This is a genomic window from Pseudomonas sp. TSO6 (assembly GCF_056098905.1).
The window spans coordinates 1-22,502 of sequence record NZ_JBLZWV010000038.1 but is presented as its reverse complement, the minus strand read 5'-3'; the positions used below and the strand labels follow the sequence as shown (position 1 = coordinate 22,502).

Below are 22,502 nucleotides of genomic sequence, written 5' to 3'. Positions count from 1 at the left end.
TGCTCGTTACATCACTTCCCGCTAGTCACTCGTGTCCACAGCCGGGTACTCGAGCGCATCCCTGCCGGCGACAAGGTCTTGATCGGGAACAGCGTATCGAGGACCGATTCGGGCGGGTAGACCGCCGGGTTGTTGCGCAGCTCAGGCGTGATGTATTCCAGCGCCGCCGCATTGCCGTTGGGGTACTTCACCGTATTACTGATACTGGCGATCACCTTCGGCTCCAGCAGGTAGTTCAGGTACGCATACCCATTCTCCCGATGCGGTGCGCCCTTGGGCATTACCACCATGTCCACCGCCACGGTCGAGCCCTCGTGCGGAATGCTGTAGCCCAGGTTCACCCCGTTGCCCGCCTGCTGCGCGCTGCCCATGGCCTGCAGCACATCGCCGCTGAAGCCGATCGCTACGCAGATGTTGCCATTGGCCAGGTCGCTGACGTACTTGGACTGATGGAAATAGCTGATGTAGGGCCGCACCGCCAGCAGTGCCGCTTCGGCCTTTTTCAGGTCCTCTGGCTTTTCGCTGTGCGGGTCCAGGCCCAGGGTCCTGAGCGTGATCGAGATGATCTGCGTCGGGTTGTCGAGGAACGCCACGCCGCACTGGCTCAGCTTCTGGATGTTCTCCGGCTTGAACAGCAGGCTCCAGGATTGCGTCACCTCGGTGCTGCCGAAGATGGCCTTGATCTTGTCGGCGTTGTAGCCGATGCCGGTGGTAACCCACATATACGGGATCGCATAGCGGTTGCCCGGGTCGCTTGTCTCCAGGATCTTCATCAGCTTCGGGTCGAGGTTGTGCCAGCCAGGCAGCTTGCTACGGTCCAGCTCCTCGATGGCACCCGCCTTGATCAGCCGCGGCAGGAAGTGGTTGGACGGGCTCACCAAGTCGTAGCCACTGTTGCCGGTCATCAGCTTGGCTTCGGTGGTTTCATTGCTATCGATCAGGTCGTAGGTGGTCTGGACACCCGTGCGCCGGGTGAACTCGGCCAGGGTGTCGTCGGCAATGTAGCCGCTCCAGTTGGCAATGTTGACCCGCTCTTCGGCCTGCACTGCCGCGGCCAGCAATGCTGAGGACAACAGGGCCACGCAAGTGTGCTTGATCATGGGATAGCTCTCTTGTTCTTGTTTGCGAGGTAGTTTGAATGTCAGCGTTCCAGCCGCGCGCGGCGTACTTCCCAGGCCATGCGCACCTTGGCGCCCAGGTCGAAGAACGGTCTGGGTGGCAGGTAGCCAGGGCTGGCCTGAGCCAGCACGTCGCCGAGCAACGGCGAGTCGATGCCGAGTGCCATTTCGACCAGCAAGCGGCCCCACAAGGCGCCGCGGGCAACGCCGGACCCATTGCAGCCGGCCACGGCATGCAGGCCGTCGGCGACCCGGGCAAAATACGGCTCGCCTGTGCGGGTGCCGCTGAGGTGGCCGGTCCAGGTGTATTGCAGATCCTGCGCGGTGATGCCGGGGAAGCGCTTTTGCAAACCCTGCAGGTGTGCACCCTGGCGTACTGCCAGGCCACGGTTGTCGATGTCGTGCTGACGGTATTCCACGGTGTTGCGAATCAGCAGGCGGCGCCCCGGCAGCAGGCGCAGGGTGCAGCCGCCCGGCAGGGTAGACAGCACGCCCCAGCCCTGGTCGTTAAACAGCTGCTGCCAGTGCGCCCCGGTCAACGGGCGGGTGATGCTTGCGCTCAGCTCCAGCGGGAAAGTGCCGCTGCGCTTGAGCCCGACCCTGGGCAGGAACGCACCGACACAGGCCAGTACTTGCCGGGCCTCGACCTCGCCAGCCTCGGTGCGGGCAGTCCAGCCCTTGCCAGGACGACGGCGCAAGTCGGTCACAGCGCTTTGCTCGAACACTTTCACCTGCTCTGGCAGGCCGTCGGCCAGCCCTTTGACGTAGCGCGCCGGCTGCATCAGGCCGTTGCCGCCCGCACAATGGATCGCGCGTGAATAGAACGCGGTCCCGAGGCGCCGTTGCAGCGCTTCTCCCTCGTGGTAGCTTGCCTGGGCACCCACGGCACGCAGGGTTTCCAGTGCCTGCTCGGCCTGCTGCAAATGGGCAGGCTCGTGTACCGCGAAGTGGTAGCCGTGGTCGCTGAGCTCGCAGTCGATAGCCAGCGCCTGGATTTGCTGGCGCACTTCATTACCCGCTGCGACACCGATGCGCGATGCGACTTGGTAGCCGGAAAAGCCAGGTGTACCGATCAGTTCGCCAGCACCTGGCAGCTCGTGGCTGACCACAAACCCAGAGTTGCGTGCCGAAGCGCCCTGGGCGACCCGCTGGCGCTCCAGCAGTACGATCCGCTGCGACGGAAAACGGCGGGCCAGGGCATGGGCTGCGGACAGGCCGGTTATGCCACCGCCGATGATCAGCCAATCGGCCTTATGAATGCCTTGCAGGCTCGGCCGCTGCGGCAATTCACCGGCCAGCGCAATCCAGCCACAGTGGTTGTTCATTGCGTGTCACTCCTTCAGTATCGATGCACAGGCGTTATTGGCTATTGCCCGCGAAAGCGCGTCTTGGCTCCAATTTACGAGGGTCAAAGCGCAATTTCTAACGCTAATAATTCATTCATCCATTCGGAATTTGCATGGATAAAAACCTTCGTGTGCCATCGTTCCAGGCGTTGCAGGCCCTGGTCCGGGTAGCCGACACCAGCAACTTCACCGAGGCTGCACGCCAGTTGCACCTGACCCAGAGCGCCATCAGCCGGCAGATCCAGCAACTTGAGGAGCATTTCCACACAACGTTGTTCGACCGCACCAGCCGCAAGGTCGCGCTGACCGCCCATGGGCATGAGGTGTACGGGGTGGCAAAGGGCATGCTGCAAACCCTGCGCACGCTGGAGGAAAAGCTGGCGCCGACGCCACTGGACCGCCCATTTCGCGTGCGCATGTTCGTGTCGCTGGCGGTACGCTGGCTGCTGCCGCGGCTGACCTCGTTCTATGCGCTCAACCCAGGCCTGACCTTGTCGATTGAAACGGTCGGCGGCGACCTGGTAGACACCGGCGGCGACTGCGACGCATATGTGCTTTACCTACCAGGCGGCCTGGACGAACGCCCGTTGACGCCGCTGTTCGACGAGTACCTCATCCCAGTCTGTGCGCCCGTGCTGGGCGACGGCCGCGCCCCGCCCAAGTGCGCGGCGGAGCTTGTCGACCATGCGCTGATCCACGGCTCCACTTCGCGCTACGAATGGAACCTGTGGCTCAAGGCCCAGCAGGCCCCGGCCGAGCACAAGTACCAAGAGCTGTTGTTCAATCTGGACGACCTGGCGCTGGACGCGGCAGGCCGCGGCATGGGCATCGCCATGACTGACCGCATGCTGGCCCACGATGCCTTGGTGCGCGGCGACCTGGTGGTGCCCTTCGGCGAGGCGCTGAAGACTGGCGGGGTGTATGCCCTGTGGCTAAGGGACAGCGGCGTTGCCCACCCCGCCTGCCAAGCCGTGCTGAAGTGGTTCGAGCAGCAGGTGGAACAGACGGTTTTGCAAGAACACCGGCCCCGGCCTGTAAACCTGGATTGATCGACATGCGCCCGGTTTTGCAGGGTCGGTCAAGCGACCCTTGCCATGGTCTGCTTGCCTTCAGCAATCAAAATGTCTTCGAAAAACGCCCCGATCGGTTCGGTGGGGTGGCACAACTGTATTTCCAGTACCCACACCACCTCGCTCGGGACGATTTCCACCTCGGCCAGCTTGTCCTGGCCATACAGCACATGCGGAAAGTCGGCGACGCGATGCCCGGCCAGGTTGCGTTCCAGCTGCCACCCCTTGGCCTGGGCACTGCGTTCGGCGAAGTCATACAGCTCGCGTCCGGTCAAACCATGGCCCCAGGCCTCGCGCGTTTCGTCGAACACCTCGTGCAGTGCCTTGACGCAGGCGTGGTGCAGGTCGTGCTGGCCAAACACGAAGGTGTCGCCATAGTCGCCTTCGTAGCCATCCCATACCGGGCCGACGTCGACGACGACAATGTCTGTAGTACGTAATACACGATGCGGGTCGATGCCTTGCCGCGGTGTACGCACGGTGTCGTCGCCGAAGCGGATGTAAGTGGGGTGCCAGGTGTGAGACGCGCCCATTGCCTGCAAGGTTTGCGCAGCCATCTCCAGTGCCTGGGCGGTGGTCATGCCGACGCGCAGTTGGCTGGCGATCGCGGCCACCGACCGCACTGACTGCTCGCGGGCAGCGAGCATGCCATCCAGCGAGTAGCGTGGGCCGACCTTTTCCAGCTCTGGGTGCAGGGTGTTGGCGGTTGCAGCCTGGGGTGCCAGTGCGCCGCTGGCGACAAAGGCCTCCGCGACAAATCGGTGGGGTTGTACGCCGGCGGCAAGGCACAGTTCGCGGGCCTGGCTGATCATGGCGGCATTGCCGCAGGCATAGACCTGGGTGTCGGCCCACTGATGCGCCTGGCCCAACGCCACCTGCTGCACCCGTGCCTCAGCCGAGAGCACCGGGTGCCAGCGAAAGTTGGGGTGTTCATGGCTGGCCTGTTCGAGAAACGCGCGGTCATAGAAGTCCGCCGTCGATGATCCACCCCAGTACAGCGTGACCTCGACAGCGTGGGCCAGGGCCGTCAGCAGTAATGGCTTGATACCGGCGTAACCTGTGCCGGTGGCGAACAGCACCAGCGGGCGTTGCCCTTCGTGCTGCCAGGTACAGGCGCCGACCGGCCCTTCAAGCTTAAGTACGGCACCGGCTTGCAGGGTGGGCAGCAGGCCTTCGGTGAACACGCCGCCGCTGACCTTACGGATGTGAAACACCAGTTGCCCCTGGTCCTGAGCGGGCAGGTTGGCGACGGAGAAACAGCGGCTGTCACCGTTGTCGAGCCGGAACCTTACGTACTGGCCAGCCCGCACTTCCAGTGGTTGAGCAGGGTGCAGCACCAGTTCGACGATATCTGCACTCAGTTCGCGCTTGCTGTGAACCTGCGCGTGGAACGCCAGCGACGGGGCATCCAGGGACCAGCCGGGGATCTCCAGGCGCATGTCGCTGCAAGCGTGGCTCTGGCACAGCAGCATCTCGTCGGCGGCCAGGGGGTAGCAGGGCGCGGGGGTGTCCGCATCTCGCTGCTTGTCCTGATACTGCCCCGACACTACCTTGACCTTGCAGGACCCGCAGGCGCCGCGGCGGCAGGAGAACGGTACCGGCAGGCCGCTGGCGAGCATGGCGTCGAGCAGCAGCTCGTGGCTGGCTTCGAAGGTTTTGCCCGAGGGCGACAATTCGATGACGTGGCGGTTTTGCATGAACACCTCGGGGCAATTGAAGGTTCGATTGTTGCTATAGTCCAGGACCAGCAGAACCTCCAGTTTTGGATAATTCACATGGTCCAGCTTCGCAAATGGCAGCCACTGCTCAGGCTCGATGGGGCGCAGGCTTCGTACCGGCAGATCGTCGAGGGCCTGGTGGCCGCGATCAGCGAGGGCCGCCTGCGCCCTGGCACGCCGTTGCCGGGCACGCGGGAGATGGCGCAACTGCTGAACGTCAACCGCAAGACGGTGATCCTTGCCTATGAGGAAGCCGAAACCAAAGGCTGGCTGCAGAGCGTGCAGCGCCGGGGCACCTTCGTCAGCCAGCAGCTGGCGACTGGCACAATCACGGCGCCCGCCGCCTCGCGCTCCTTCGCCTTGGCGCTGCCAGAGGAGCCCGCCGTTGCCTATTTCGAGGCAAACGAACGGGCTGCAGCGCAGCAGGGGCGGCCAGAGGCCTTGTTCTTCGACAATGGTGCCTGTGACCATCGCCTGCTGCCCCAGGCTGTTCTGCATCGCTATTACCGCAATGCCCTGCGCAACAGCTTTGCCAGCAACAGCGTGCGCCACGGCAGTGATTGCAGCAGCCTCTACCTGCGCGCCGCCTTGGCCGACATGCTCAGGCACAACCGCAGCCTGAACGTTGGCGCCGAGCATATCTGCCTGACCCAGGGTGTGCAGATGTCGCTGACCCTGTTGGCCAGCGTGTTGCTCAAACCGGGGGATGCGGTGCTGGTCGAGCGCCTGAGTTATCCGCCGGCGTGGGAGATTTTCCGCCAGTTGGGGGCCCGACTGGTGACCGTGGACCTGGACCATGAGGGTTGCCGGGTGGACCAGATCGATGCCCTGTGCCGGCAGCACAAGGTGCGGATGATGTATCTGACGCCCCATCACCAGTTTCCGACCACGGTCAGCTTGCCAGCCGGGCGCCGGCAGCAGTTACTGGAGCTGGCGCGGCTGCACGACTTCTGCGTGGTCGAGGAAGACTACGACTACGAATACCACTTTTCCGGGCGGCCCTATCTGCCTTTGGCCAGCGATCGCCAGCAGCGGCATGTGATTTACATCGGCACACTGTCCAAGCCCTTGGGCAGCACGTTCCGTTGCAGCTATATCGTCGCGCCGGTGGAGGTAACAGCAGTGCTGGAGCGCAGGGCGACGCTGACCCTGGGGCAGGGCGATGCGGTCATGCAGCGGATGCTGGCGGACTTGATCAACGATGGCGAGCTGAAGAAGCACTTGCGCCGGGTCAACCGCGAGTACCGTCGGCGTCGGCAGACCCTGTTGGCGTGCCTGCACGAGGCGTTCGGCGAGCAGATTACCGTGCAGGAGCCGGAAGGTGGGCTGGCGCTGTGGGTGCGGTTTGCCGACACGATCAATGTGGACCAGTTGGTCGACAAGGCACTGGCGCTGGACCTGGTGGTGCGCAGCGGTCGCCAGTTCTCGCCGTTTGGTCATACCGAGAATGCCTTGCGCCTGGGCTTTGCTTCGCTGGATGTGGATGAGATCCGGCAGGCCACCCAGCGCCTGGCGCAGGCAGCAGAAAGGTGATTTCGCGACCGCGGTGATTCAATTGTCTGGTGCCGCCTGGACTGGCCTCATCGCCGGCAAGCCAGCTCCCACAGGAGTGATACAAGACCTGAGGTCAATGCGGTCCAGGTGGGAGCTGGCTTGCCGGCGATGGGCCGTACAGCGCCTGGCGCAGGCAGCAGAAAGGTGATTTCACGGCCACGGTGATTCAAATGTCTGGTGCCGCCTGGACTGGCCTCATCGCCGGCAAGCGAGCTCCCACAGGAGTAATACAAGACCTGAGGTCAATGCGGTCCAGGTGGGAGCTGGCTTGCCGGCGATGGGCCGCACAGCGGCCCTGGGGTTGAGCAGGTTATCGGCGTTGCCACACCTCGCCTTGGTCGGTCACTACCCAAGGCCTGTCAGCCGCATCCACCAGCACCCCGCCAACCCAACGCTGTGCAGGGTTGTGATCAAGCCAGTGAGCCTTGCCTTCAAGCACTTGCTCGGCAAGCGGGGTCAGCCGGAGCGGTCGCTGCGCCCAGGCCTCTCCCGGGCCTTCCAGCAGCAGCGGTTGGGGCGCGTGGATCAACGGCTGCAACAGCACATGGAACATCTGGTCACCTAGGTAAGGCAGCGGGTCATCCTGCATCATCAACTGGCCAAAAACGCGCCCGGCCGGTAGCTCGCCGCGTGAAGCCAACACGCGCAGCAGCAGGCGTTCGGTAAGGCTCAATCCATCCTGTGCCCCCGGCAGCTCCTGTAGCTGGCGCGCCAATGCCCCGCCGAGCAACGGCAAGGCCGGGTGCGTGTGGTCAGCGAGGCCTGCCCAGGTCTTTGGATTGGGTGCGGTGTAGGCCGCCCATGCCTCGCGGGCCAGGGCCAGTGCATCCTCACCCAGTGCGCGACGTTGCGGCCACAGCCAGGCCAACAGGTCGGGGGCCAGTTGCCCGATGCCGATGAAACGCTCGATACCGGGCACCTGGTCAATTTCGATCAGCTCAAGCCGACGCGGCAGGCCGGGCAGGCTGGCGAGCACGCGAATCAGGAACAGCTGGTCGTAAGCGTCGGCCTCGCACCACAGCACAATTTCGCTGTCGCGGTTCAGCCCGGCCAGTGCGCTACGCTGCGCCGCCTGGCGCTGTTCCAGGTCCAAGGGGCTCAGCTTGAACGCCTGTTGCACGTAGGCGCTGCGCACCTGCCAGTACTGCTCGTCGGGCAGCGCCGGTACAGGGCCCATGACCATGGGGTCGTCGAACATCTGGAAAGCGCCGGCAAACCCGGCGGTGCGCAAGCTGTGGGCGATGTCGTTGCCGCAGCGCCAGTGCTGCACGTTAGCCTCGTCATCGGCAGAAAAACCGGGGTGGCGTGCTGCGAACGCCACGGCATCGGCATGGGCCTTGAGCCTTGGCCAGCTGGCAAAGCCGGCCTCGCGGGCCACCAGCCATTGGGTGTCGGCAAGCCGGTAGTCGGGGCCGGGCAGGCCAAGCGTGCGCAATTGCTCGCGGGCGTCGTCGGCTTGGTGGTTTTTCAGTTGGGTCAGCAAGCGCTTGGCGCGTTTGCGCAGGGCAGGCAGGTCGAGCAAGCCGTGGTGGCGTGAAGCATTTATGGCGGGCATGCCAACTCCTTAGGGGCTCGGTCCGCCGACAAGCCGGGAGCTGGTATGGGAATGTAGTGACGCGTGGCTCGGGCAACCCCTTCGCGCGGACCGCAGGCGCAGCCGGCGCCCAGGCCCCGACTTTAACGGTGCAGCGCAGCGGGTTGCAAACGATAGTTTTCCCATGGGCTGCCATGCCCCTTATAGTGGCGGGCTTTTCTCCGTCGAAGTCAAAGGAATGGCGACCATGCGCATACGCACCCTGCTTGCAGCAATCGGCACCAGCTTGGCACTGGGCTCGGTATTGGCCGCGCCAAGCCAGCCAGTACCTATGGCTGGCGAACGTATTTCGGTAACGGTCGAGGGTACCGGGCCAGACGTCATCCTGATCCCCGGGCTGGCTTCATCCCGTGAGGTGTGGGCGGGGCTGGCCAGCACACTGCGCCAGCAGCATCGTCTGCATCTGGTGCAGGTTGCAGGCTTTGCCGGTTTGCCTGCCGTGCCCGCTGTGGACGGGCGCGTTGCCGCGCCGGTGGCCGAGGCGGTTGCAGGCTATATCCGCAGCCAGCGCCTTGAGGCGCCGGCCGTCATTGGCCATTCGCTGGGCGGTGAGGTGGCGCTGATGCTTGGCGCACGCCACCCCGAGGAGGTAGGGCGGCTGATGGTTGTCGATGCGCTGCCGTTTTACACGTTATTGATCGACCCCACGGCAACTGCCGAAACGGCTGCACCGCAGGCTGCGGCATTCCGTGATGGGATGCTGCTGGCCCCGGCAGCGCAGGCCGAAGCCATGCAGCGCACAGCCATCGACCGGCTGGCCAAGACCACTGCGGCCAGGCCGGCACTGGTCGAAGCCGCGCTGCGCTCGGACCGCAGGGCGGTAGCCGATGCCACCTATGAACTGATGACCACCGACCTGCGCCCGGAGCTTGGCAGCATCCAGTCGCCGGTGCAGGTCGTCTATGCCTATGACCCCTTGTATGGCATACCCGCTGCCAGCGTCGATGCAACCTTCGCAAACGCCTACGCAGGGACGCGAAACATCAGCTTCAAACGTATTGATGGCAGCTTCCACTTTGTGATGCTGGACCAACCGCAGGCCTTCGCGGAGGCGGTAGTCGGCTTCCTCGATCGCTGAAGTTGGCCTTGGGGCAAGTAAGTCGCAGCGTCTGACCGGCCGTCAGTGTGCAGCTGTTGGCAGCATGCCTGAGTGCTGGGCGCTGTGCGCGGCCTCTATCAGCTGCAGGTTGCGATTGCGCAGGGCGCGGTTTGCGCCTACACGCAGGTTGGAGCGCAACGCGAGGGTTTCTGCCTGCTCATACTGCCCTTGCTGCAGGCGAAGAACGCCCAGGTAGTGCAAGGTTGCCGGGTTGTTCGGCTGTATGTGCAGCGCTCGCTCCAGGGTGGCCGCCGCCTGGTCGAGCTGGCCGTCGGCATACTGCTGCGAAGCCGTCTCGATCAGCACGGTCGAGGCATTGTTGCTGCGTGCAGGCGCCGAGCGCTCGCCAGCCTGTGCATAGGCTGATGCCGCGACGCTGAACAACAGGAGCAAGGCTGACAGAACAGAAGTGCTGGGCATTGGCAGTAAACTCGGCAGGTCGTTGGCAAGCCCTTTGCCGATAGGGGGCGAGGGGACGCTATCGACCGTTGGCAAGGGTTGAAGTTCCCCCCCTGAATAGCGCGATCTTCAACTCCCGGCCTCTGCCGGCAACATCTGTTCGGTTACCGCCCATAACCGACTCCCTGCGCCTCAAGCCTGCGCCGGCACCTCCGATAGCAGCACACCCACCGTCGAATTTCGACCAGAAGTGGTGCCAACAAGGAGTACTGCCCGCATGCTTGCCAACCTGAAAATACGTACCGGAATGTTCTGGGTGCTGTCGCTTTTCAGCCTGACCCTGCTGTTTTCCACTGTCAGTGCCTGGTGGGCAGCAGTGGGCAGCGACCAGCAGATCACCGAGCTGGACCAGACCGCACACCAGTCCGACCGGTTGAACAATGCGTTGTTGATGGCAATTCGTTCCAGCGCCAATGTGTCCTCGGGCTTCATCGAGCAGTTGGGGGGCCATGAGGAGAGTGCAGGCAAGCGCATGGCGCTGTCGGTCGAGCTGAACGACAAGAGCCAGAAGCTGGTCGATGAATTTGTCGAAAACGCCCGCGAGCCAGCCCTGCGCACGTTGGCAACCGAGCTGCAGGCTACCTTTGCCGAATACGCCAGGGCGGTGGCCGGGCAGCGTGAGGCGACCCGCCAGCGCTCGCTCGAGCAGTACTTCAAGGTCAACAGCGATGCCGGCAATGCCATGGGCCGGCTGCAAGCGCTACGCCAGCAGCTGGTTGGCGCACTGAACGAACGTGGCCAGCAGATCATGCTGGAGTCCGACCGGCGCCTGGCGCGTGCGCAATTGCTGAGCCTGGGGCTGCTGGCGGTGACCTTGCTGCTGGCTGCACTGTGCTGGGCCTTCATTGCCCAGCGTGTGCTGCACCCGCTGCGTGAAGCCGGTCGGCATTTCCAGCGCATTGCCGGTGGCGACCTGAGCGTGCCGGTGCAAGGGCAGGGCAACAACGAGATCGGCCAGCTGTTCCATGAGCTGCAGCGCATGCAGCAGAGCCAGCGCGACACCCTGGGGCAGATCAACCACTGTGCCCGGCAGCTGGACGCAGCCGCCACTGCGTTGAACGCTGTCACCGAGGAAAGCGCCAGCAACCTGCGTCAGCAGGGGCAAGAACTGGAACAGGCAGCTACCGCTGTGACCGAAATGACCACAGCCGTGGAGGAGGTTGCGCGCAACGCCATCACCACTTCGCAGACCACCAGCGAGTCCAACCAGCTGGCCGCACAAAGCCGCCAGCAAGTCAGCGACAACATCGATGGCACCGAGGCCATGACCCGCGAGATCCAGACCAGCAGTGCGCACCTGGAGCAACTGGTGGGGCAGGTACGGGATATCGGCAAGGTACTGGAAGTGATCCGCTCGGTGTCCGAGCAAACCAACCTGCTGGCGCTCAATGCTGCCATCGAGGCGGCCCGTGCCGGTGAGGCCGGGCGGGGCTTTGCGGTGGTGGCGGATGAGGTGCGTACGCTGGCCTATCGCACGCAACAATCGACCCAGGAAATCGAACAGATGATCGGCCGCGTGCAGGCGGGCACCGAAGCGGCGGTGGCTTCGATGCAGGCCAGCACCAACCGAGCGCAGTCGACACTGGACGTGACCCTGGCCTCGGGGCAGGTGCTGGAAGGTATCTACAGTGCGATTGGCGAAATCAACGAGCGCAACCTGGTCATCGCCAGTGCGGCCGAAGAGCAAGCTCAAGTGGCGCGGGAAGTGGACCGCAACCTGCTGAACATTCGCGAGCTGTCGATCAACTCGGCGACGGGAGCGCAGCAGACCAGCGAGGCGAGCAAGGCGCTGTCGGGGCTGGTGGGCGAGATGACGGCATTGGTGGGGCGGTTCAGGGTTTGAAATGTAAACGATGTCTGCGGTTTGTACTTGGGGCAAGCCCGCTCCCGCAGTGATTGCGCCAGCGGTCAAGAATTGTGCAAGACAGTTGCTGCCACAAGTACAGCGCGGCCCGAAGCCGGCGCTGTACTTGTGAGAGGGGCCCGCGAAGCAGGCGCCTCGGTGCCGACAGCTCAAGCTTTTCGCAGTCGCTTTGGGCAGCTGCTCAGCCCGGCTGAGCAGCAAGGTTATTGCTGACGTTGCGCCCCAGCACCAGCACGGTGACAAAACCACAGCCCACCAACGCGGTAGCCAGGCTCAACAGCACTGCGGTGCCCATATGATCGACCACCTGGCCGCCGAAGAACGAGCCCAGCGCAATGATCACCTGGAACATGGCCACGAACAGCGGCATGCCACGTTCAACATCCTTGGGCGCCACCACAAACATCCAGATATTGGCGCAGGCCGGGAACGCACCGAAGGCGAAGCCCCACAGCGCGATCAGCATGGCGGCGCCCGTCATGCCGGTGGCGAAGTGCGGGAACAGGGCGGTGCTGACAGCAATCATTAGCGCGACCAGCATCAGCGTATGCCGCACGCTGCGGTTGGCAGCGTAGCCCGCAAAAATGTTACCCATGAACCCGGCTACGCCATACAGCAGCAACAGCGAGCCAATCGTAGGCCCGTCAAAGCCGGCATTCTGTTTGAAGAACGGGGCAACATAGGTGTACGCGGCAAAGTGCGCCAGGCCGATCAGCAGCACGGCGATCAAACCGACCCGCGCTTGCGGGTTGATGAACAAGGCTGGCAGGTCGCTGATGCGAATAGCCTTTTCCGGCAGCAGCCGCGGCAGCAGGAATACCTGCGCCAGCAGCACCGGTATGCCCACCACGGCGGTGACCAGGAAAGTCATGCGCCAGCCCATCAGGCCGCTCAGCCAGGTGCCCACGGGCACGCCCACTACGGTCGCCAGGGTTACGCCGGCCATGATGATCGAGTTGGCCTTGGCCACGCCCATGCCGTCTGGGGCCAGGCGGCCGCTGAGGGCGATGGCGGTCGCCCAGAAGCCACCGATACTGACACCCAGCAGCACGCGGCCGACCAACAGCAGGTTGAAGTCGACGGCGTAGGCCACGATGGTGTTGGCGATGATCATGATCAGCGTCAGGCCGATCAGCAGGTAGCGCCGGTCCATCGCGCCGACCCCCACGGAAATCAACGGCGCGGCCAGCGCGGCCATGATACCGGGCAGCGTCACCATCAGGCCGGCAAGGCCTGCACTGATGCCAAGGTCACTGGCCACATCGTTGAGTACCCCCACCGGGAGGAACTCGCTGGTGACCAGGGCGAAGGCACCCACGGCGACCGAGAGGATTGCCAGCCATTGCTGCGTGACACTTTGTTGATTATGTTCGGGAAGGCCGCGAGGGGCCTGGCGGTTGCTTGGCATGGGGGTCGGTTCCATGAGGGATGTCGCCTGTAGCAGGCGCAGGAGCGGAGGGATTTGCAGGCGATTATAGGGATGGCGTCGCCAGGCCGACAGGCAGGCCGCTTGATAGTCATCATCAGCGCAATCGATGAAACGCCTGGTTTAGAGCGGAAAGTATTGCGTTGCGGGGCCACGAAGCCAAGTTTCAGCGCGGTGTCACAGCCGTTTGCTTTACCGGTACGACACCGCCCAGCACCATCTGGGTGACCGTACGGGTGGCGCGATCAAAGTCCAGCTTGTCGGGTACAGCCACACCTCTGAGCTGCGACATTTGCCAGGCAAGATTGGTATAGGTGCGCGTTGCCGACCAGATGAAAATCATCAGGTGTTCGGGGTCACAGGGCGCCAACCGGCCATCCTCGATCCAGTTGCGCAGGCAGGCAACGTTGCGCCTGGCTTCCTCCTGCAGCATGTTCTTGCACACCTCAGGTAGGCGTTTGCCGCCCGAGAGCAACTCCTGGCTGAACACGGCGGCGCTGAAAGGGTGCTCCCGAATGATGCGGATACGGGCCTTGATATAGGCGCGCAGGCCCACTATCGGGTCGTCGTTTTTTCGCAATGCTGCCGAAGCCCTCACCAGCGGCTCGATGAAGCTCATCAGCACCTGCACGTACAAATTCTCTTTTGTCTGGAAGTAGTAATAGATATTGGCCTTGGGCAACCCGGCGCGCTCGGCAATATCGTGCGAATGGGTGGCGGTGAAGCCGGTGACGGCAAACGCTTCGCTGGCCGCCTGCAGAATGAGCTTGTGATTCTTGCGCCGGATACCGGGGTTGCCCAAGGCGTGATGCAGTGCGCCGTGCGTGGCGTCAGCTTCAGTGTTGGCAGTGGTCGGCACATCGAGTTGGGCGTACATCACGGCATTATCTGGTCTTTCAAGGTTCGCTGTATATAAAACTTTATAGCGAATTTACGTTCGATGCCCGCCTAAGGCAGCCGCGAATGCTTCAGCAGTAGGGCTTTCTTCCCAGGCCGGTATACCGGCAGGCAACGCCAGCCAAGGTTGCTTGTGCCTGATCCAGATATGCGCAACAGGCTGCAGCGCAGCGCGTTCATGCAGTGTGCCAGCCCTGAGTACCCACAGCCCGGGTGCGGCCGAGGTGGTGTTGTAGATGCGGGTGTGGCATGTCGCGCACAGGTAGTGCCGCGATTGCTGCCCCATCTGCTCGTACTGATATTCGACCATGGGGCCGTTCAGCGTGAACGCGTCTTCTGGTAGCAGGGCGTGCAGGGCAAAGCTGCTGCCGCTCCATGCCTGGCAATGCTGGCAATGGCAGGCATACACCGCCGCCTGCAGCGTGGTTGTGGAGTGGTAGGTAACAGCGCCGCAGCGGCACTCACCGGCAAGTTGCATGGTTGTTTTCTTCCTTGTTCACGCCTGGGGCGCTTGATTGATGGAGCAGGTTCGGTAAAGGATGCGGCAGATCCTGCTTGATTGAAACTGATCAAAGCTGCCTACCTGCTCATAGGAAATGTATGAACGCCCCGCAACTACAGTGGGAGACCCAGCGGGTTTTCCTCGCCGTCCTTCGAACCGGCAGCCTTTCTGCCGCCGCCCGTGCGCTGGGGATCGCCCAGGCTACGGCGCGGCGCCGGATCGACGCGTTGGAGCACAGCGTCGGTACCAGCCTGTTTGTCCGCTCGCCAGCAGGGTTGATGCCGACCGACACGGCCAGGGATCTGGTCGCCCATGCCGAGTCCATGGCGCTGGCCGCCGAAGCCTTCGCCCGCGCGGCTTCCGCCCAGGCCAGTGAGGCCGGCGGCACCGTACGGGTCACTGCCAGCCAGCTGCTGGGTGTCGAGGTGCTGCCGCCAATGCTGCGAGCGCTGCGCGAAGCGAGCCCCGGGTTGGCGTTGGAGCTTAGCGTTTCAAATCGCATGGAAGACCTGGCGTTGCAGGAGGCCGATGTAGCAGTGCGCATTCGTCGGCCCACCGAGGCGACGGTCGTTACGCGGCATGTGGGGGACCTGCGGGTGGGGCTGTACGCAACCGAAGCGTTGCTTGCGAAAGGCACCCCGCGCAGTCTCGATGACCTGGGCCGCTACCCGCTGATTGGGCCAGACCGAAACCTGACAGAGCTTGCGTTTCTGGGGCAGCAGGGCCTTGCCTGCAGCCTGGCGAGCAGCGTTGTCCGCACCGACTGCCATCTGGCCCAGTTTGCAGCGCTCAGGGCAGGGCTCGGTATTGGCGTATGTGCCAACCAGTTGGCCAGGCAGCACGGGCTGGTGCAGGTGCTGCCGGGTGAAGTGGCTTTCCGCGTCGATATCTGGGTTGCCATGCACCATGATTTGCGCCGGGTAAGGCGGGTTGTGCAGGTATTCGACGGGCTGACGCGGGCACTGCAGCAGTACCTGGAGTAGCGGTGCTCAGCCCTCCTGCAGCCTATGGGGCCACCAGCACATCACACTGCGATTCGTTCAGTACATGCTTGGTGACGCTGCCAACCAACAGCTCCTCCAGCGCGCTGGCACCCTGCTTGCCGACTACGATCAGGTCGCACTCCAGCTCCTGTTCCTGCTCGGCAATGCGCCAGCCAGGGTCACCGTGCACCAGGATCTGCCGCGCGTCGGCCATGCCGGCAGCCTCACTCAACGCAGCGAGTTGCGCCGCTGCATCCTTGCGGATGACATTGCGGTAATGGGTGAGCGTGTCGTGGTCGATATGGGCAAAGCGCACGCTGCCTTCGAACGGGGCTTCGTACACATGCAGCAGAATGATTTCGGCCTGTGGGGCAATGGCCTTGGCCAGTTTGATGGCGCGCAGCGAAACGGGTGAGAAGTCGACGGGCACCAGCACGGTGCGATAGGCGTCACGAGGGGCCGGCTTGACCACCAGCAAAGGGCAAGGCATGTGGTTGAGCATTTTCTGCACGGTCGAACCCAGCAGCAGGCGCCGCGCCACGCTCTGGCCCTTGGCGCCGCACACCAGCAGGTCGCTGTGTTTGTCCTGCACCACCCGGTTGATTTCCGTGATCACCGAGCCGCTGGCAACCTGCACGCCCGCGGAAATGTCATAGCGCTGGAACAGCAGGGCTGCCAGTGCGCGGGTTTTCTCGGCGGCGCTAGCCAGCACGCGCTTCAGCAGGTCGTCATCAGGCGCCACCAACTGCTTGAGGCGTTCGAAGGGCGCCGGGTTGGCAACGTAGAGCAGGTCCAGTGAGGCCTGCTGCGCTTTGCTCAGGTAGGCAGCGCGCTCCGCTGCGTTGCGGGCATGGGGGGACAGGTCGGTGGCTACCAGTACGTGTTTCAGCGGGTTCATGTGGGGCTCCTTGTCCAAGGCCGCGCACAGTGTTCGGGGGTTGTGCACTGTGCGCCTGGCGGTGCTTGAGTCATTCCTTGCTTGCAGCCATCGTCGCGCGAACCCGGCGCGAGGGCTTGATTTGGGTCAATGGAGTGTAGGTGCCGCAGCGGATCATGCCGGCAATAACAGGCGCTGCACCCCCGTCATCACGATGGCAAACACCACCACTGGCAAGAGGGAAAACCGCGTAGCTGCGTACACCGTAAGCCCCAGCGCAATCAGGTCGGCCGGGTGCCCGGAAACGAACTTGGGTGCGATCACGGCAATCAGCACGCAGCCGGGCGCGGCGTTCAGTACCTGGGTCAGCTGCGGTCCCAGGGTGCCGTTGCGCAGCAGTAAAAAGCCCAGCGCACGGGTCAGGTTGGTGTCCACAGCCATGCATGGCTTGGCCCACAGGTAAGCGGTCACCAGGCCGGCCACGGTACCCGCGAGTACGTACCAGCCACCGGGAATCAGCAGGTAGAACAGTGCGGCAGTGATCAGGCTGAACAGCCAGGCCAGGGCGGCGTGTACGCCCCTCCACATACCCTTGAGCAGCACCAGGAAGACTGCGGCGCAGGCGATGTCAAAGCCATAGCTGCGCAGGTCGCCGAGCAGCGGCCCGACCTGCGCGCCGAGGACAAGGGCAAAAGGGATGAACCCCAGCAGCGCCGGCAATGCGGCAACGGCGCCGCGGCGCAGTTCGCTTTGCGGCACGGTGGCAGGGGGATCGTTCAGTACAAGTTCAAGGGTATTCATGGTCACCTCCAGTGGAGGTAAATTATTCCAATCGAGCGCTGGAATTGGCTTGCGTAGTTGCACTGATGCGCAGAGCATTTGGCATCTGCTACCGACAATATCGAAAAAGAGGTTTATCAATGCCAATCAAGCTCGATGCCATCGATCGGCGCATCCTGCGGGCGCTGCAGCGCGATGGCAGGTTGCAGAACCAGGAGCTGGCCAAGCAGGTGGGGTTATCTGCTTCGCCGTGCCTGCGTCGGGTGCGCTTGTTGGAGGAGGCTGGGGTGATCGAGCGCTACGTGGCACTGGTTGACCCGGCCAAGGTAGCGTTGGGCCTGACCCTGTTTGTGCGGGTGTGGCTCAAGCGCCAGGACCAGGACACCACCGACGAGTTTGTCGAGGCCGTGCGGCAGTTGCCTGAAGTGGTGGAGTGCCATGTGATGGCGGGCGATTGCGACTTGCTGTTGCGGGTGGTGGCGGCAGACCTGGAAGCCTATCGACGCTTCCAGATCAAGCACTTGACCAGCCTGAGTGTGGTGCAGAACGTGAAGACCGAAGTGCCGATGGAAAAGATCAAGCTCACCACCGAGCTGCCGGTGTAGCCGTAATGCCCTGCGCTCGGGCTGCCTCGTTACCGGGTAGGGGTAGCCTTGTGCTGCGAAGAGGCCGGCAAGGCAATAGATATGCTTCGGCAGTGATGACCTCTTCGCAGCACAAGGCTGCTCCTACCTGGAGTTGTGTATGTCTTGAGGTCAATGCTTGATTCAGACCCACTCGGCGCGGTCTGCCAGCAGCTTGGCCTGGCGCAACAGCTCGTCATCCGGCGTCGCACTGGCAATGGCCAGGCGCAGTTGCCCAAGGAACCGCCCCTGGATCGGCGCGATCGAGCCCGAGAACAGGCTCACCCCATCGCCCAGTGCGGTACCGATGGCCGCCAGGTCGGGCTTCAGCCCTTTGCCGCCGGTGTAGTGCAAGTCCAGGTAGCGCTTGCCGGCATTTCGTGGGTGATCAGGACGATGGTCAGGCCCAGCCGCTGGTTGATGCTGCGCAGCAGGTCGAGGATCGCCTGGGTGCTTTCCGGGTCCAGCGCCGACGTGGCTTCGTCGCACAATAGAATCTGTGGCTCCAGCACCAGTGCCCGGGCAATGCCCACGCGCTGCTTCTGGCCACCGGACAGTTGTGCGGGGTAAGCGCCGCCACGGCCGGCCAGGCCGACCAGGCGCGACAGTTCCTCGACCCGGGCGCTGCGCTGTGCCTGCGCCACCCCGGCCATGCGCATCGGCAACTCGATGTTCTCGGCCACGGTGCTGTTGGCCAGCAGGTCGAAGTGCTGGAAGATCATTGCCACCTTGCGCCGCAGCGCGTGCAAGGGCTTGCCGTGCAGCCCGGCGATGTCCTGGCCGTCGATCAGTACCTGGCCGGCGCTGGGGGCTTCCAGGCGATTGAGCAGGCGCAGCAAAATCAGGCTTTTAGATGCCTGAGATGGGCTGTTCCTGCCTGAAAACGCAACTAACTGTTGTTGTGCTGTCCGCCTTGCAACAGCAGTTGGGTGAGTGTGTCCATGGCCGGCGTCGTCTGGCTGCCTTTGCGGGTGACCAGCTCGTAGGGGTCGCTGACCGAGCCCATGGCCAGGGGCAGCATGCGCACTTGCTGGTTCATCGCGCATTGCCGGGCCACGTCAATCGACACCAACGCCACAAAGTCGGGGCGGTCCTGCAGCAGCGACAAGGTCGCCAGGATCGAGGTGGTTTCAACCAGGTGCAGCGGGAAGCGCAGCCCGGCGTCGTGGAATTCACGCTCCAGTTGCACGCGCATCGGCATGTTGGCCCGGTATACGATCCAGCGGCTTTCGGCCAATTCGGCAAGGCTGACGGTTTGGGCGTGTTTGAGCGGGTGGTCGACATTGGCGATGACCGCTAGGGTCTCATCCTGGACAAACGTGCTGGCAAACAGCTGCGGCGTATTGCTGACGCTGGTGCGGCACAGGGCGATGTCCAGCCGGCCGCTTTCGATCTGTGCCAGCAGCGACTGGCTGGTGTCTTCGATGATCTCGAACGACATCTGCGGCTGGATACTGGCCAGCTGTGATACGGCCCGCATCAGCAAGGGCACGGCGCCCATGATGGCGCCCACCGCCAGCCGGCCGCCCACACCGCGCAGGATTGCATCCAGGTCATGGCGCAGGTTGGAAATATCGGTTTGCACCACGCGCGCGTAGCGGATGGCGCAGTGCCCGGCGGCAGTGGGCTCCAGCCCGCGGTTGGTGCGGTTGAACAGCACCGTGCCGAAGGTGGTTTCGATTTCTTGCAGCGCCTTGCTGGCGCCGGGCTGGGTAAGCCCGACGCTGCCTGCTGCACCCAGCAGCGAGCGGTGCTCGTCCAGCTCGATGAGCAGGCGCAGGTGGCGGGCATGCAGCCTGGACATGATCGAGTTCAGTGATGGGGTCATCGGGTATGCGCTCTGGTTATACCGCTATGGATTGTTCTCAATATCATGGCCAGGCGCGCATTCCTATACTGGCGCTGCACGGTGTCGCATCCAGTGCGGATGAACCGCCCATAACAACAATGCCAGGAGCCTGCTGAGCCTTATGTCCCTGATCAACTACATCACCCAGATCCAGTTCGATATCGGCGCCATTGCCCTCTTGCCTGCCGAGTGCGAGCGCATTGGTATAACCAGGCCTTTGATCGTGACCGACCGCGGCGTGCGCGCTGCCGGTATCGTCGATACGGCGTTGAACACCTTTGCCGACAGCGCGGCCCAACTGCCGATCTATGACGGTACGCCACCCAACCCCAACGAGAACGCGGTACGTGAAGCCGTGGCCATGTTCAAGGAATGCGGCTGTGACGGCATCATTGCCATTGGCGGCGGCTCGGCGATCGACCTGGCCAAGGGTGTGGCGGTGTGTGCCCGGCACGAAGGGCCATTGAAAAGCTTTGCGGTGATCGAAGGCGGCCTGGCACGAATCACGCCGGCAACCGCGCCGGTGATTGCCGTACCCACCACGGCCGGGACCGGCAGCGAGGTAGGGCGGGGCGCCATTCTGATTCTCGATGACGGGCGCAAGGTGGGCGTGATCTCGCCCCATGTGGTGCCCAAGGCGGCCATTTGCGACCCGGCGCTCACCCTTGGCCTGCCGGCGCAACTAACCGCGGCCACCGGCATGGATGCGATTGCCCACTGCCTGGAAACGTTCATGGCACCTGCATTCAACCCACCTGCCGACGGCATCGCCCTGGACGGCCTGTGGCGTGCATGGCGCTTTATCGAAAGCGCTACCCGAGACCCGCAGAACCTCGATGGGCGTATCAACATGATGAGCGCTTCACTGCAAGGTGCACTGGCCTTCCAGAAGGGGCTTGGCTGCGTGCACAGCCTTAGCCATGCGTTGGGCGGGATCAACCCGCGCCTGCACCATGGCACCCTCAACGCAATTTTCCTGCCTGCTGTCATCACGTTCAACCGCAAGGCCGCAACCGTGCTGAACGAGCACAAGATGGCGCGTATCGCCCAAGCGATGGGGCTGGCAAACGAAAGCCAGATCGAACAGGCCATTCGCGACATGACCCGCGCGTTGGGCCTGCCGACCGGCCTGCGCGAACTGGGTGTCAGCGAAGAGCAGTACCCACGCATAATCCAGGGCGCGTTGGCCGATCACAGCCATCGGACCAACCCGCGTGAGGCGTCTGCCGAGGACTACCAGTGGTTGCTTGAAGCGTCGATGTAAGGCGCCAATCCGCTGTTCAATCAATAACAACAAAAGTGAACGCCCATGAATACCAAGTATGCGCAAGCCGAGCTCGGCCACTCGCCGGAAGCGGTCGTGAGCTCGAACCCGTTCAAAAAGTACCAGGTCATCACCGTCAGCCTGTTGCTGGTGATCGGCATCATCAACTACGTCGACCGCAGTGCGCTGTCGATCGCCAATACGTCGATCCAACGCGACATGGGCATCACGCCGTCACAGATGGGCATTTTGCTGTCGGCGTTTTCCTTGGCGTATGCCTTCTCGCAGCTGCCGCTGGGCATGATCATCGACCGCCTGGGCAGCAAGATCTCGCTGGGGGCGGCGCTGCTGGGTTGGTCGGTGGCGCAGACAGCCTCCGGCCTGATCAACAGCTTTTCCGCATTCATCGGGTTGCGGGTGGTGCTGGGGATTGGCGAAGCACCGATGTTCCCCTCGGCAGCGAAAGCGCTGGCGGAGTGGTTCGAGGCCGAAAAGCGCGGTACGCCGACGGGCATCGTGCTGTCGTCGACTTGCATCGGGCCATGCCTGGCGCCACCGTTGCTGACCCTGCTGATGGTCACCTGGGGCTGGCGCGGCATGTTCATTGTTACTGGGGTATTCGGCATCCTGGTCGCCGCCTGCTGGTTTGCCTTCTACAAAAGCAAGGCACGCTACCTGGCCGAGCTGCCTGCCGAGGAACGTGAGCGGCTGCTGGCGACACAGGCCCATAAACAGCCGGTGGCAAACGCCAGGCCGAGCCTGCGGGCACAACTGGCGGCCTGGACCGAGCTGTTTCGCCACAAGAGCACCTGGGGCGCCGTACTGGGCTTCATGGGGGTGATCTACATGCTGTGGCTGCACCTTACCTGGCTGCCGGGCTACTTCGAACGTGAGCATGGCTTGAGCCTGTACCAGACGGCCTGGGTGGTATCGCTGGCCTATGTATTCGGTGCGTTGGGCACCATTGTCGCGGGCCGCATCTGCGACCGCCTGGTGAAGAACGGCGCCAGCGTGTTGGGTAGCCGCAAACGGGTAGTGGTGACGGCGTTGTTCGCGGCGGCGGCATTTACCGTTCCGCTGTCGTTCGGCAGCGGCTTCATGCTCAGCGTGGCGCTGCTGTGCTGCGCGCTGTTCAGCGTGAATATGGCCAGCTCGACTGCCTGGATGATTGCCAACACTGTGGTCGATAGCCAGCGGGTGGCCTCGTTTGGCTCGATCCAGAACTTTGGTGGCTACCTGGCAGGCTCGGTGGCACCGATCGTGACCGGGTTCAGCATCCAGCAGACCGGGTCGTTCGCCTCGGCGTTCCTGATCAGTGCTGCGGTGGCGGCGGTGGCGGCGATGGCTTATGTATTGCTGCTGAAGCAGCCGGTTTCTGCCGACCAGTGATCGCCAGGCCTGTGCAATCCCTGTGGGAGCGGCCTTGTGTCGCGATTGGGCCGCAGAGCGGTCCCAGGATCCTTGCAGGACCGTCGAGAC

At 63.4% G+C, this 22,502-nt stretch carries 19 protein-coding genes and 1 pseudogene; 8 read left to right on the top strand and 12 right to left on the bottom strand.

What is annotated here, in order from left to right; genetic code table 11:
- Nucleotides 1–11: 11 nt before the first annotated feature.
- Nucleotides 12–1,100: a polyamine ABC transporter substrate-binding protein gene (locus tag ACN6NG_RS17840; RefSeq protein ID WP_063425775.1), complete on the bottom strand. Its 1,089-nt coding sequence runs from the start codon at nt 1,098–1,100 to the stop codon at nt 12–14.
- 41 nt (nt 1,101–1,141) lie between these two features.
- Nucleotides 1,142–2,443, bottom strand: a complete 1,302-nt coding sequence (locus ACN6NG_RS17835; RefSeq protein ID WP_197898405.1) for an NAD(P)/FAD-dependent oxidoreductase — start codon at nt 2,441–2,443, stop codon at nt 1,142–1,144.
- A gap of 134 nt (nt 2,444–2,577) precedes the next feature.
- Here ACN6NG_RS17835 and ACN6NG_RS17830 point away from each other — a divergent pair, with 134 nt between their 5' ends.
- Nucleotides 2,578–3,513: a LysR substrate-binding domain-containing protein gene (locus ACN6NG_RS17830; RefSeq protein ID WP_063425779.1), complete on the top strand. Its 936-nt coding sequence runs from the start codon at nt 2,578–2,580 to the stop codon at nt 3,511–3,513.
- Between the two features lie 29 nt (nt 3,514–3,542).
- On the opposite strand, the gene ACN6NG_RS17825 is transcribed toward ACN6NG_RS17830, so the two are convergent.
- Nucleotides 3,543–5,309 (bottom strand): NAD(P)H dependent flavin oxidoreductase family protein, encoded by a 1,767-nt coding sequence (locus tag ACN6NG_RS17825; RefSeq protein WP_063425781.1) that lies wholly within the window; start codon nt 5,307–5,309, stop codon nt 3,543–3,545.
- Here ACN6NG_RS17825 and pdxR point away from each other — a divergent pair, their 5' ends adjacent.
- A complete protein-coding gene (gene pdxR, locus ACN6NG_RS17820) occupies nt 5,310–6,785 on the top strand; it encodes a MocR-like pyridoxine biosynthesis transcription factor PdxR (RefSeq protein WP_063425783.1) in 1,476 nt (491 codons plus the stop codon). It begins immediately after the preceding gene.
- A gap of 331 nt (nt 6,786–7,116) precedes the next feature.
- On the opposite strand, the gene ACN6NG_RS17815 is transcribed toward pdxR, so the two are convergent.
- Entirely contained in the window at nt 7,117–8,361 is a 1,245-nt protein-coding gene (locus ACN6NG_RS17815) for a DUF1835 domain-containing protein (protein ID WP_063425785.1), read from the bottom strand.
- A 226-nt stretch (nt 8,362–8,587) separates the two neighbouring features.
- On the opposite strand from ACN6NG_RS17815, the gene ACN6NG_RS17810 reads away from it, so the two are divergent.
- Entirely contained in the window at nt 8,588–9,478 is an 891-nt protein-coding gene (locus ACN6NG_RS17810; protein ID WP_063425787.1) for an alpha/beta fold hydrolase, read from the top strand.
- Between the two features lie 42 nt (nt 9,479–9,520).
- On the opposite strand, the gene ACN6NG_RS17805 is transcribed toward ACN6NG_RS17810, so the two are convergent.
- On the bottom strand, nt 9,521–9,919 hold the full coding sequence (locus tag ACN6NG_RS17805) for a tetratricopeptide repeat protein (protein ID WP_063425789.1): 399 nt from the start codon (nt 9,917–9,919) through the stop codon (nt 9,521–9,523).
- Between the two features lie 256 nt (nt 9,920–10,175).
- Here ACN6NG_RS17805 and ACN6NG_RS17800 point away from each other — a divergent pair, with 256 nt between their 5' ends.
- Nucleotides 10,176–11,801 (top strand): methyl-accepting chemotaxis protein, encoded by a 1,626-nt coding sequence (locus ACN6NG_RS17800; RefSeq protein ID WP_063425791.1) that lies wholly within the window; start codon nt 10,176–10,178, stop codon nt 11,799–11,801.
- A 202-nt stretch (nt 11,802–12,003) separates the two neighbouring features.
- Here the strand turns inward: ACN6NG_RS17800 and ACN6NG_RS17795 are convergent, their stop codons facing one another.
- From ACN6NG_RS17795 to ACN6NG_RS17785, 3 genes are all read right to left on the bottom strand, one after another.
- Nucleotides 12,004–13,230, bottom strand: coding sequence for an MFS transporter (locus ACN6NG_RS17795; RefSeq protein ID WP_474315323.1), 1,227 nt, complete (start codon nt 13,228–13,230; stop codon nt 12,004–12,006).
- Nucleotides 13,231–13,414: 184 nt separating this feature from the next.
- Nucleotides 13,415–14,125: a TetR family transcriptional regulator C-terminal domain-containing protein gene (locus tag ACN6NG_RS17790; protein ID WP_474315264.1), complete on the bottom strand. Its 711-nt coding sequence runs from the start codon at nt 14,123–14,125 to the stop codon at nt 13,415–13,417.
- A gap of 54 nt (nt 14,126–14,179) precedes the next feature.
- Nucleotides 14,180–14,623, bottom strand: coding sequence for a GFA family protein (locus ACN6NG_RS17785; RefSeq protein ID WP_353456319.1), 444 nt, complete (start codon nt 14,621–14,623; stop codon nt 14,180–14,182).
- Nucleotides 14,624–14,745: 122 nt separating this feature from the next.
- On the opposite strand from ACN6NG_RS17785, the gene ACN6NG_RS17780 reads away from it, so the two are divergent.
- Complete coding sequence (locus ACN6NG_RS17780) at nt 14,746–15,630, top strand: LysR family transcriptional regulator (RefSeq protein ID WP_132840051.1); 885 nt, start codon at nt 14,746–14,748, stop codon at nt 15,628–15,630.
- A gap of 22 nt (nt 15,631–15,652) precedes the next feature.
- Here ACN6NG_RS17780 and ACN6NG_RS17775 read toward each other — a convergent pair whose 3' ends face one another.
- Together ACN6NG_RS17775 and ACN6NG_RS17770 are read right to left on the bottom strand one after the other, a co-directional pair.
- Nucleotides 15,653–16,528, bottom strand: a complete 876-nt coding sequence (locus ACN6NG_RS17775) for a universal stress protein (protein WP_063425799.1) — start codon at nt 16,526–16,528, stop codon at nt 15,653–15,655.
- 153 nt (nt 16,529–16,681) lie between these two features.
- Nucleotides 16,682–16,948, bottom strand: a complete 267-nt coding sequence (locus ACN6NG_RS17770; protein ID WP_474315321.1) for an AzlD family protein — start codon at nt 16,946–16,948, stop codon at nt 16,682–16,684.
- 479 nt (nt 16,949–17,427) lie between these two features.
- Here ACN6NG_RS17770 and ACN6NG_RS17765 point away from each other — a divergent pair, with 479 nt between their 5' ends.
- Nucleotides 17,428–17,892 (top strand): Lrp/AsnC family transcriptional regulator, encoded by a 465-nt coding sequence (locus tag ACN6NG_RS17765; RefSeq protein WP_080956794.1) that lies wholly within the window; start codon nt 17,428–17,430, stop codon nt 17,890–17,892.
- A gap of 162 nt (nt 17,893–18,054) precedes the next feature.
- Here the strand turns inward: ACN6NG_RS17765 and ACN6NG_RS17760 are convergent.
- Nucleotides 18,055–18,788: pseudogene (locus ACN6NG_RS17760) on the bottom strand (ATP-binding cassette domain-containing protein); the annotation flags it as partial.
- 11 nt (nt 18,789–18,799) lie between these two features.
- Nucleotides 18,800–19,738, bottom strand: coding sequence for a LysR family transcriptional regulator (locus ACN6NG_RS17755; RefSeq protein WP_026034535.1), 939 nt, complete (start codon nt 19,736–19,738; stop codon nt 18,800–18,802).
- Nucleotides 19,739–19,880: 142 nt separating this feature from the next.
- On the opposite strand from ACN6NG_RS17755, the gene ACN6NG_RS17750 reads away from it, so the two are divergent.
- Together ACN6NG_RS17750 and ACN6NG_RS17745 are read left to right on the top strand one after the other, a co-directional pair.
- Entirely contained in the window at nt 19,881–21,023 is a 1,143-nt protein-coding gene (locus ACN6NG_RS17750) for an iron-containing alcohol dehydrogenase (RefSeq protein ID WP_353456321.1), read from the top strand.
- 45 nt (nt 21,024–21,068) lie between these two features.
- The gene (locus tag ACN6NG_RS17745) at nt 21,069–22,412 is read left to right on the top strand and encodes an MFS transporter (protein ID WP_063425803.1); all 1,344 of its coding nucleotides are present in this window, start codon (nt 21,069–21,071) and stop codon (nt 22,410–22,412) included.
- Nucleotides 22,413–22,502: the final 90 nt, after the last annotated feature.

Coding starts and splice junctions, on each gene's coding strand:
- ACN6NG_RS17840 (WP_063425775.1), bottom strand. CDS start 1,100: ATGATCAAGCACACTTGCGTGGCCCTGTTGTCCTCAGCATTGCTGGCC.
- ACN6NG_RS17835 (WP_197898405.1), bottom strand. CDS start 2,443: ATGAACAACCACTGTGGCTGGATTGCGCTGGCCGGTGAATTGCCGCAG.
- ACN6NG_RS17830 (WP_063425779.1), top strand. CDS start 2,578: ATGGATAAAAACCTTCGTGTGCCATCGTTCCAGGCGTTGCAGGCCCTG.
- pdxR (WP_063425783.1), top strand. CDS start 5,310: ATGGTCCAGCTTCGCAAATGGCAGCCACTGCTCAGGCTCGATGGGGCG.
- ACN6NG_RS17815 (WP_063425785.1), bottom strand. CDS start 8,361: ATGCCCGCCATAAATGCTTCACGCCACCACGGCTTGCTCGACCTGCCT.
- ACN6NG_RS17810 (WP_063425787.1), top strand. CDS start 8,588: ATGCGCATACGCACCCTGCTTGCAGCAATCGGCACCAGCTTGGCACTG.
- ACN6NG_RS17805 (WP_063425789.1), bottom strand. CDS start 9,919: ATGCCCAGCACTTCTGTTCTGTCAGCCTTGCTCCTGTTGTTCAGCGTC.
- ACN6NG_RS17800 (WP_063425791.1), top strand. CDS start 10,176: ATGCTTGCCAACCTGAAAATACGTACCGGAATGTTCTGGGTGCTGTCG.
- ACN6NG_RS17795 (WP_474315323.1), bottom strand. CDS start 13,230: ATGCCAAGCAACCGCCAGGCCCCTCGCGGCCTTCCCGAACATAATCAA.
- ACN6NG_RS17790 (WP_474315264.1), bottom strand. CDS start 14,125: ATGTACGCCCAACTCGATGTGCCGACCACTGCCAACACTGAAGCTGAC.
- ACN6NG_RS17785 (WP_353456319.1), bottom strand. CDS start 14,623: ATGCAACTTGCCGGTGAGTGCCGCTGCGGCGCTGTTACCTACCACTCC.
- ACN6NG_RS17780 (WP_132840051.1), top strand. CDS start 14,746: ATGAACGCCCCGCAACTACAGTGGGAGACCCAGCGGGTTTTCCTCGCC.
- ACN6NG_RS17775 (WP_063425799.1), bottom strand. CDS start 16,528: ATGAACCCGCTGAAACACGTACTGGTAGCCACCGACCTGTCCCCCCAT.
- ACN6NG_RS17770 (WP_474315321.1), bottom strand. CDS start 16,948: ATGGCTGTGGACACCAACCTGACCCGTGCGCTGGGCTTTTTACTGCTG.
- ACN6NG_RS17765 (WP_080956794.1), top strand. CDS start 17,428: ATGCCAATCAAGCTCGATGCCATCGATCGGCGCATCCTGCGGGCGCTG.
- ACN6NG_RS17755 (WP_026034535.1), bottom strand. CDS start 19,738: ATGACCCCATCACTGAACTCGATCATGTCCAGGCTGCATGCCCGCCAC.
- ACN6NG_RS17750 (WP_353456321.1), top strand. CDS start 19,881: ATGTCCCTGATCAACTACATCACCCAGATCCAGTTCGATATCGGCGCC.
- ACN6NG_RS17745 (WP_063425803.1), top strand. CDS start 21,069: ATGAATACCAAGTATGCGCAAGCCGAGCTCGGCCACTCGCCGGAAGCG.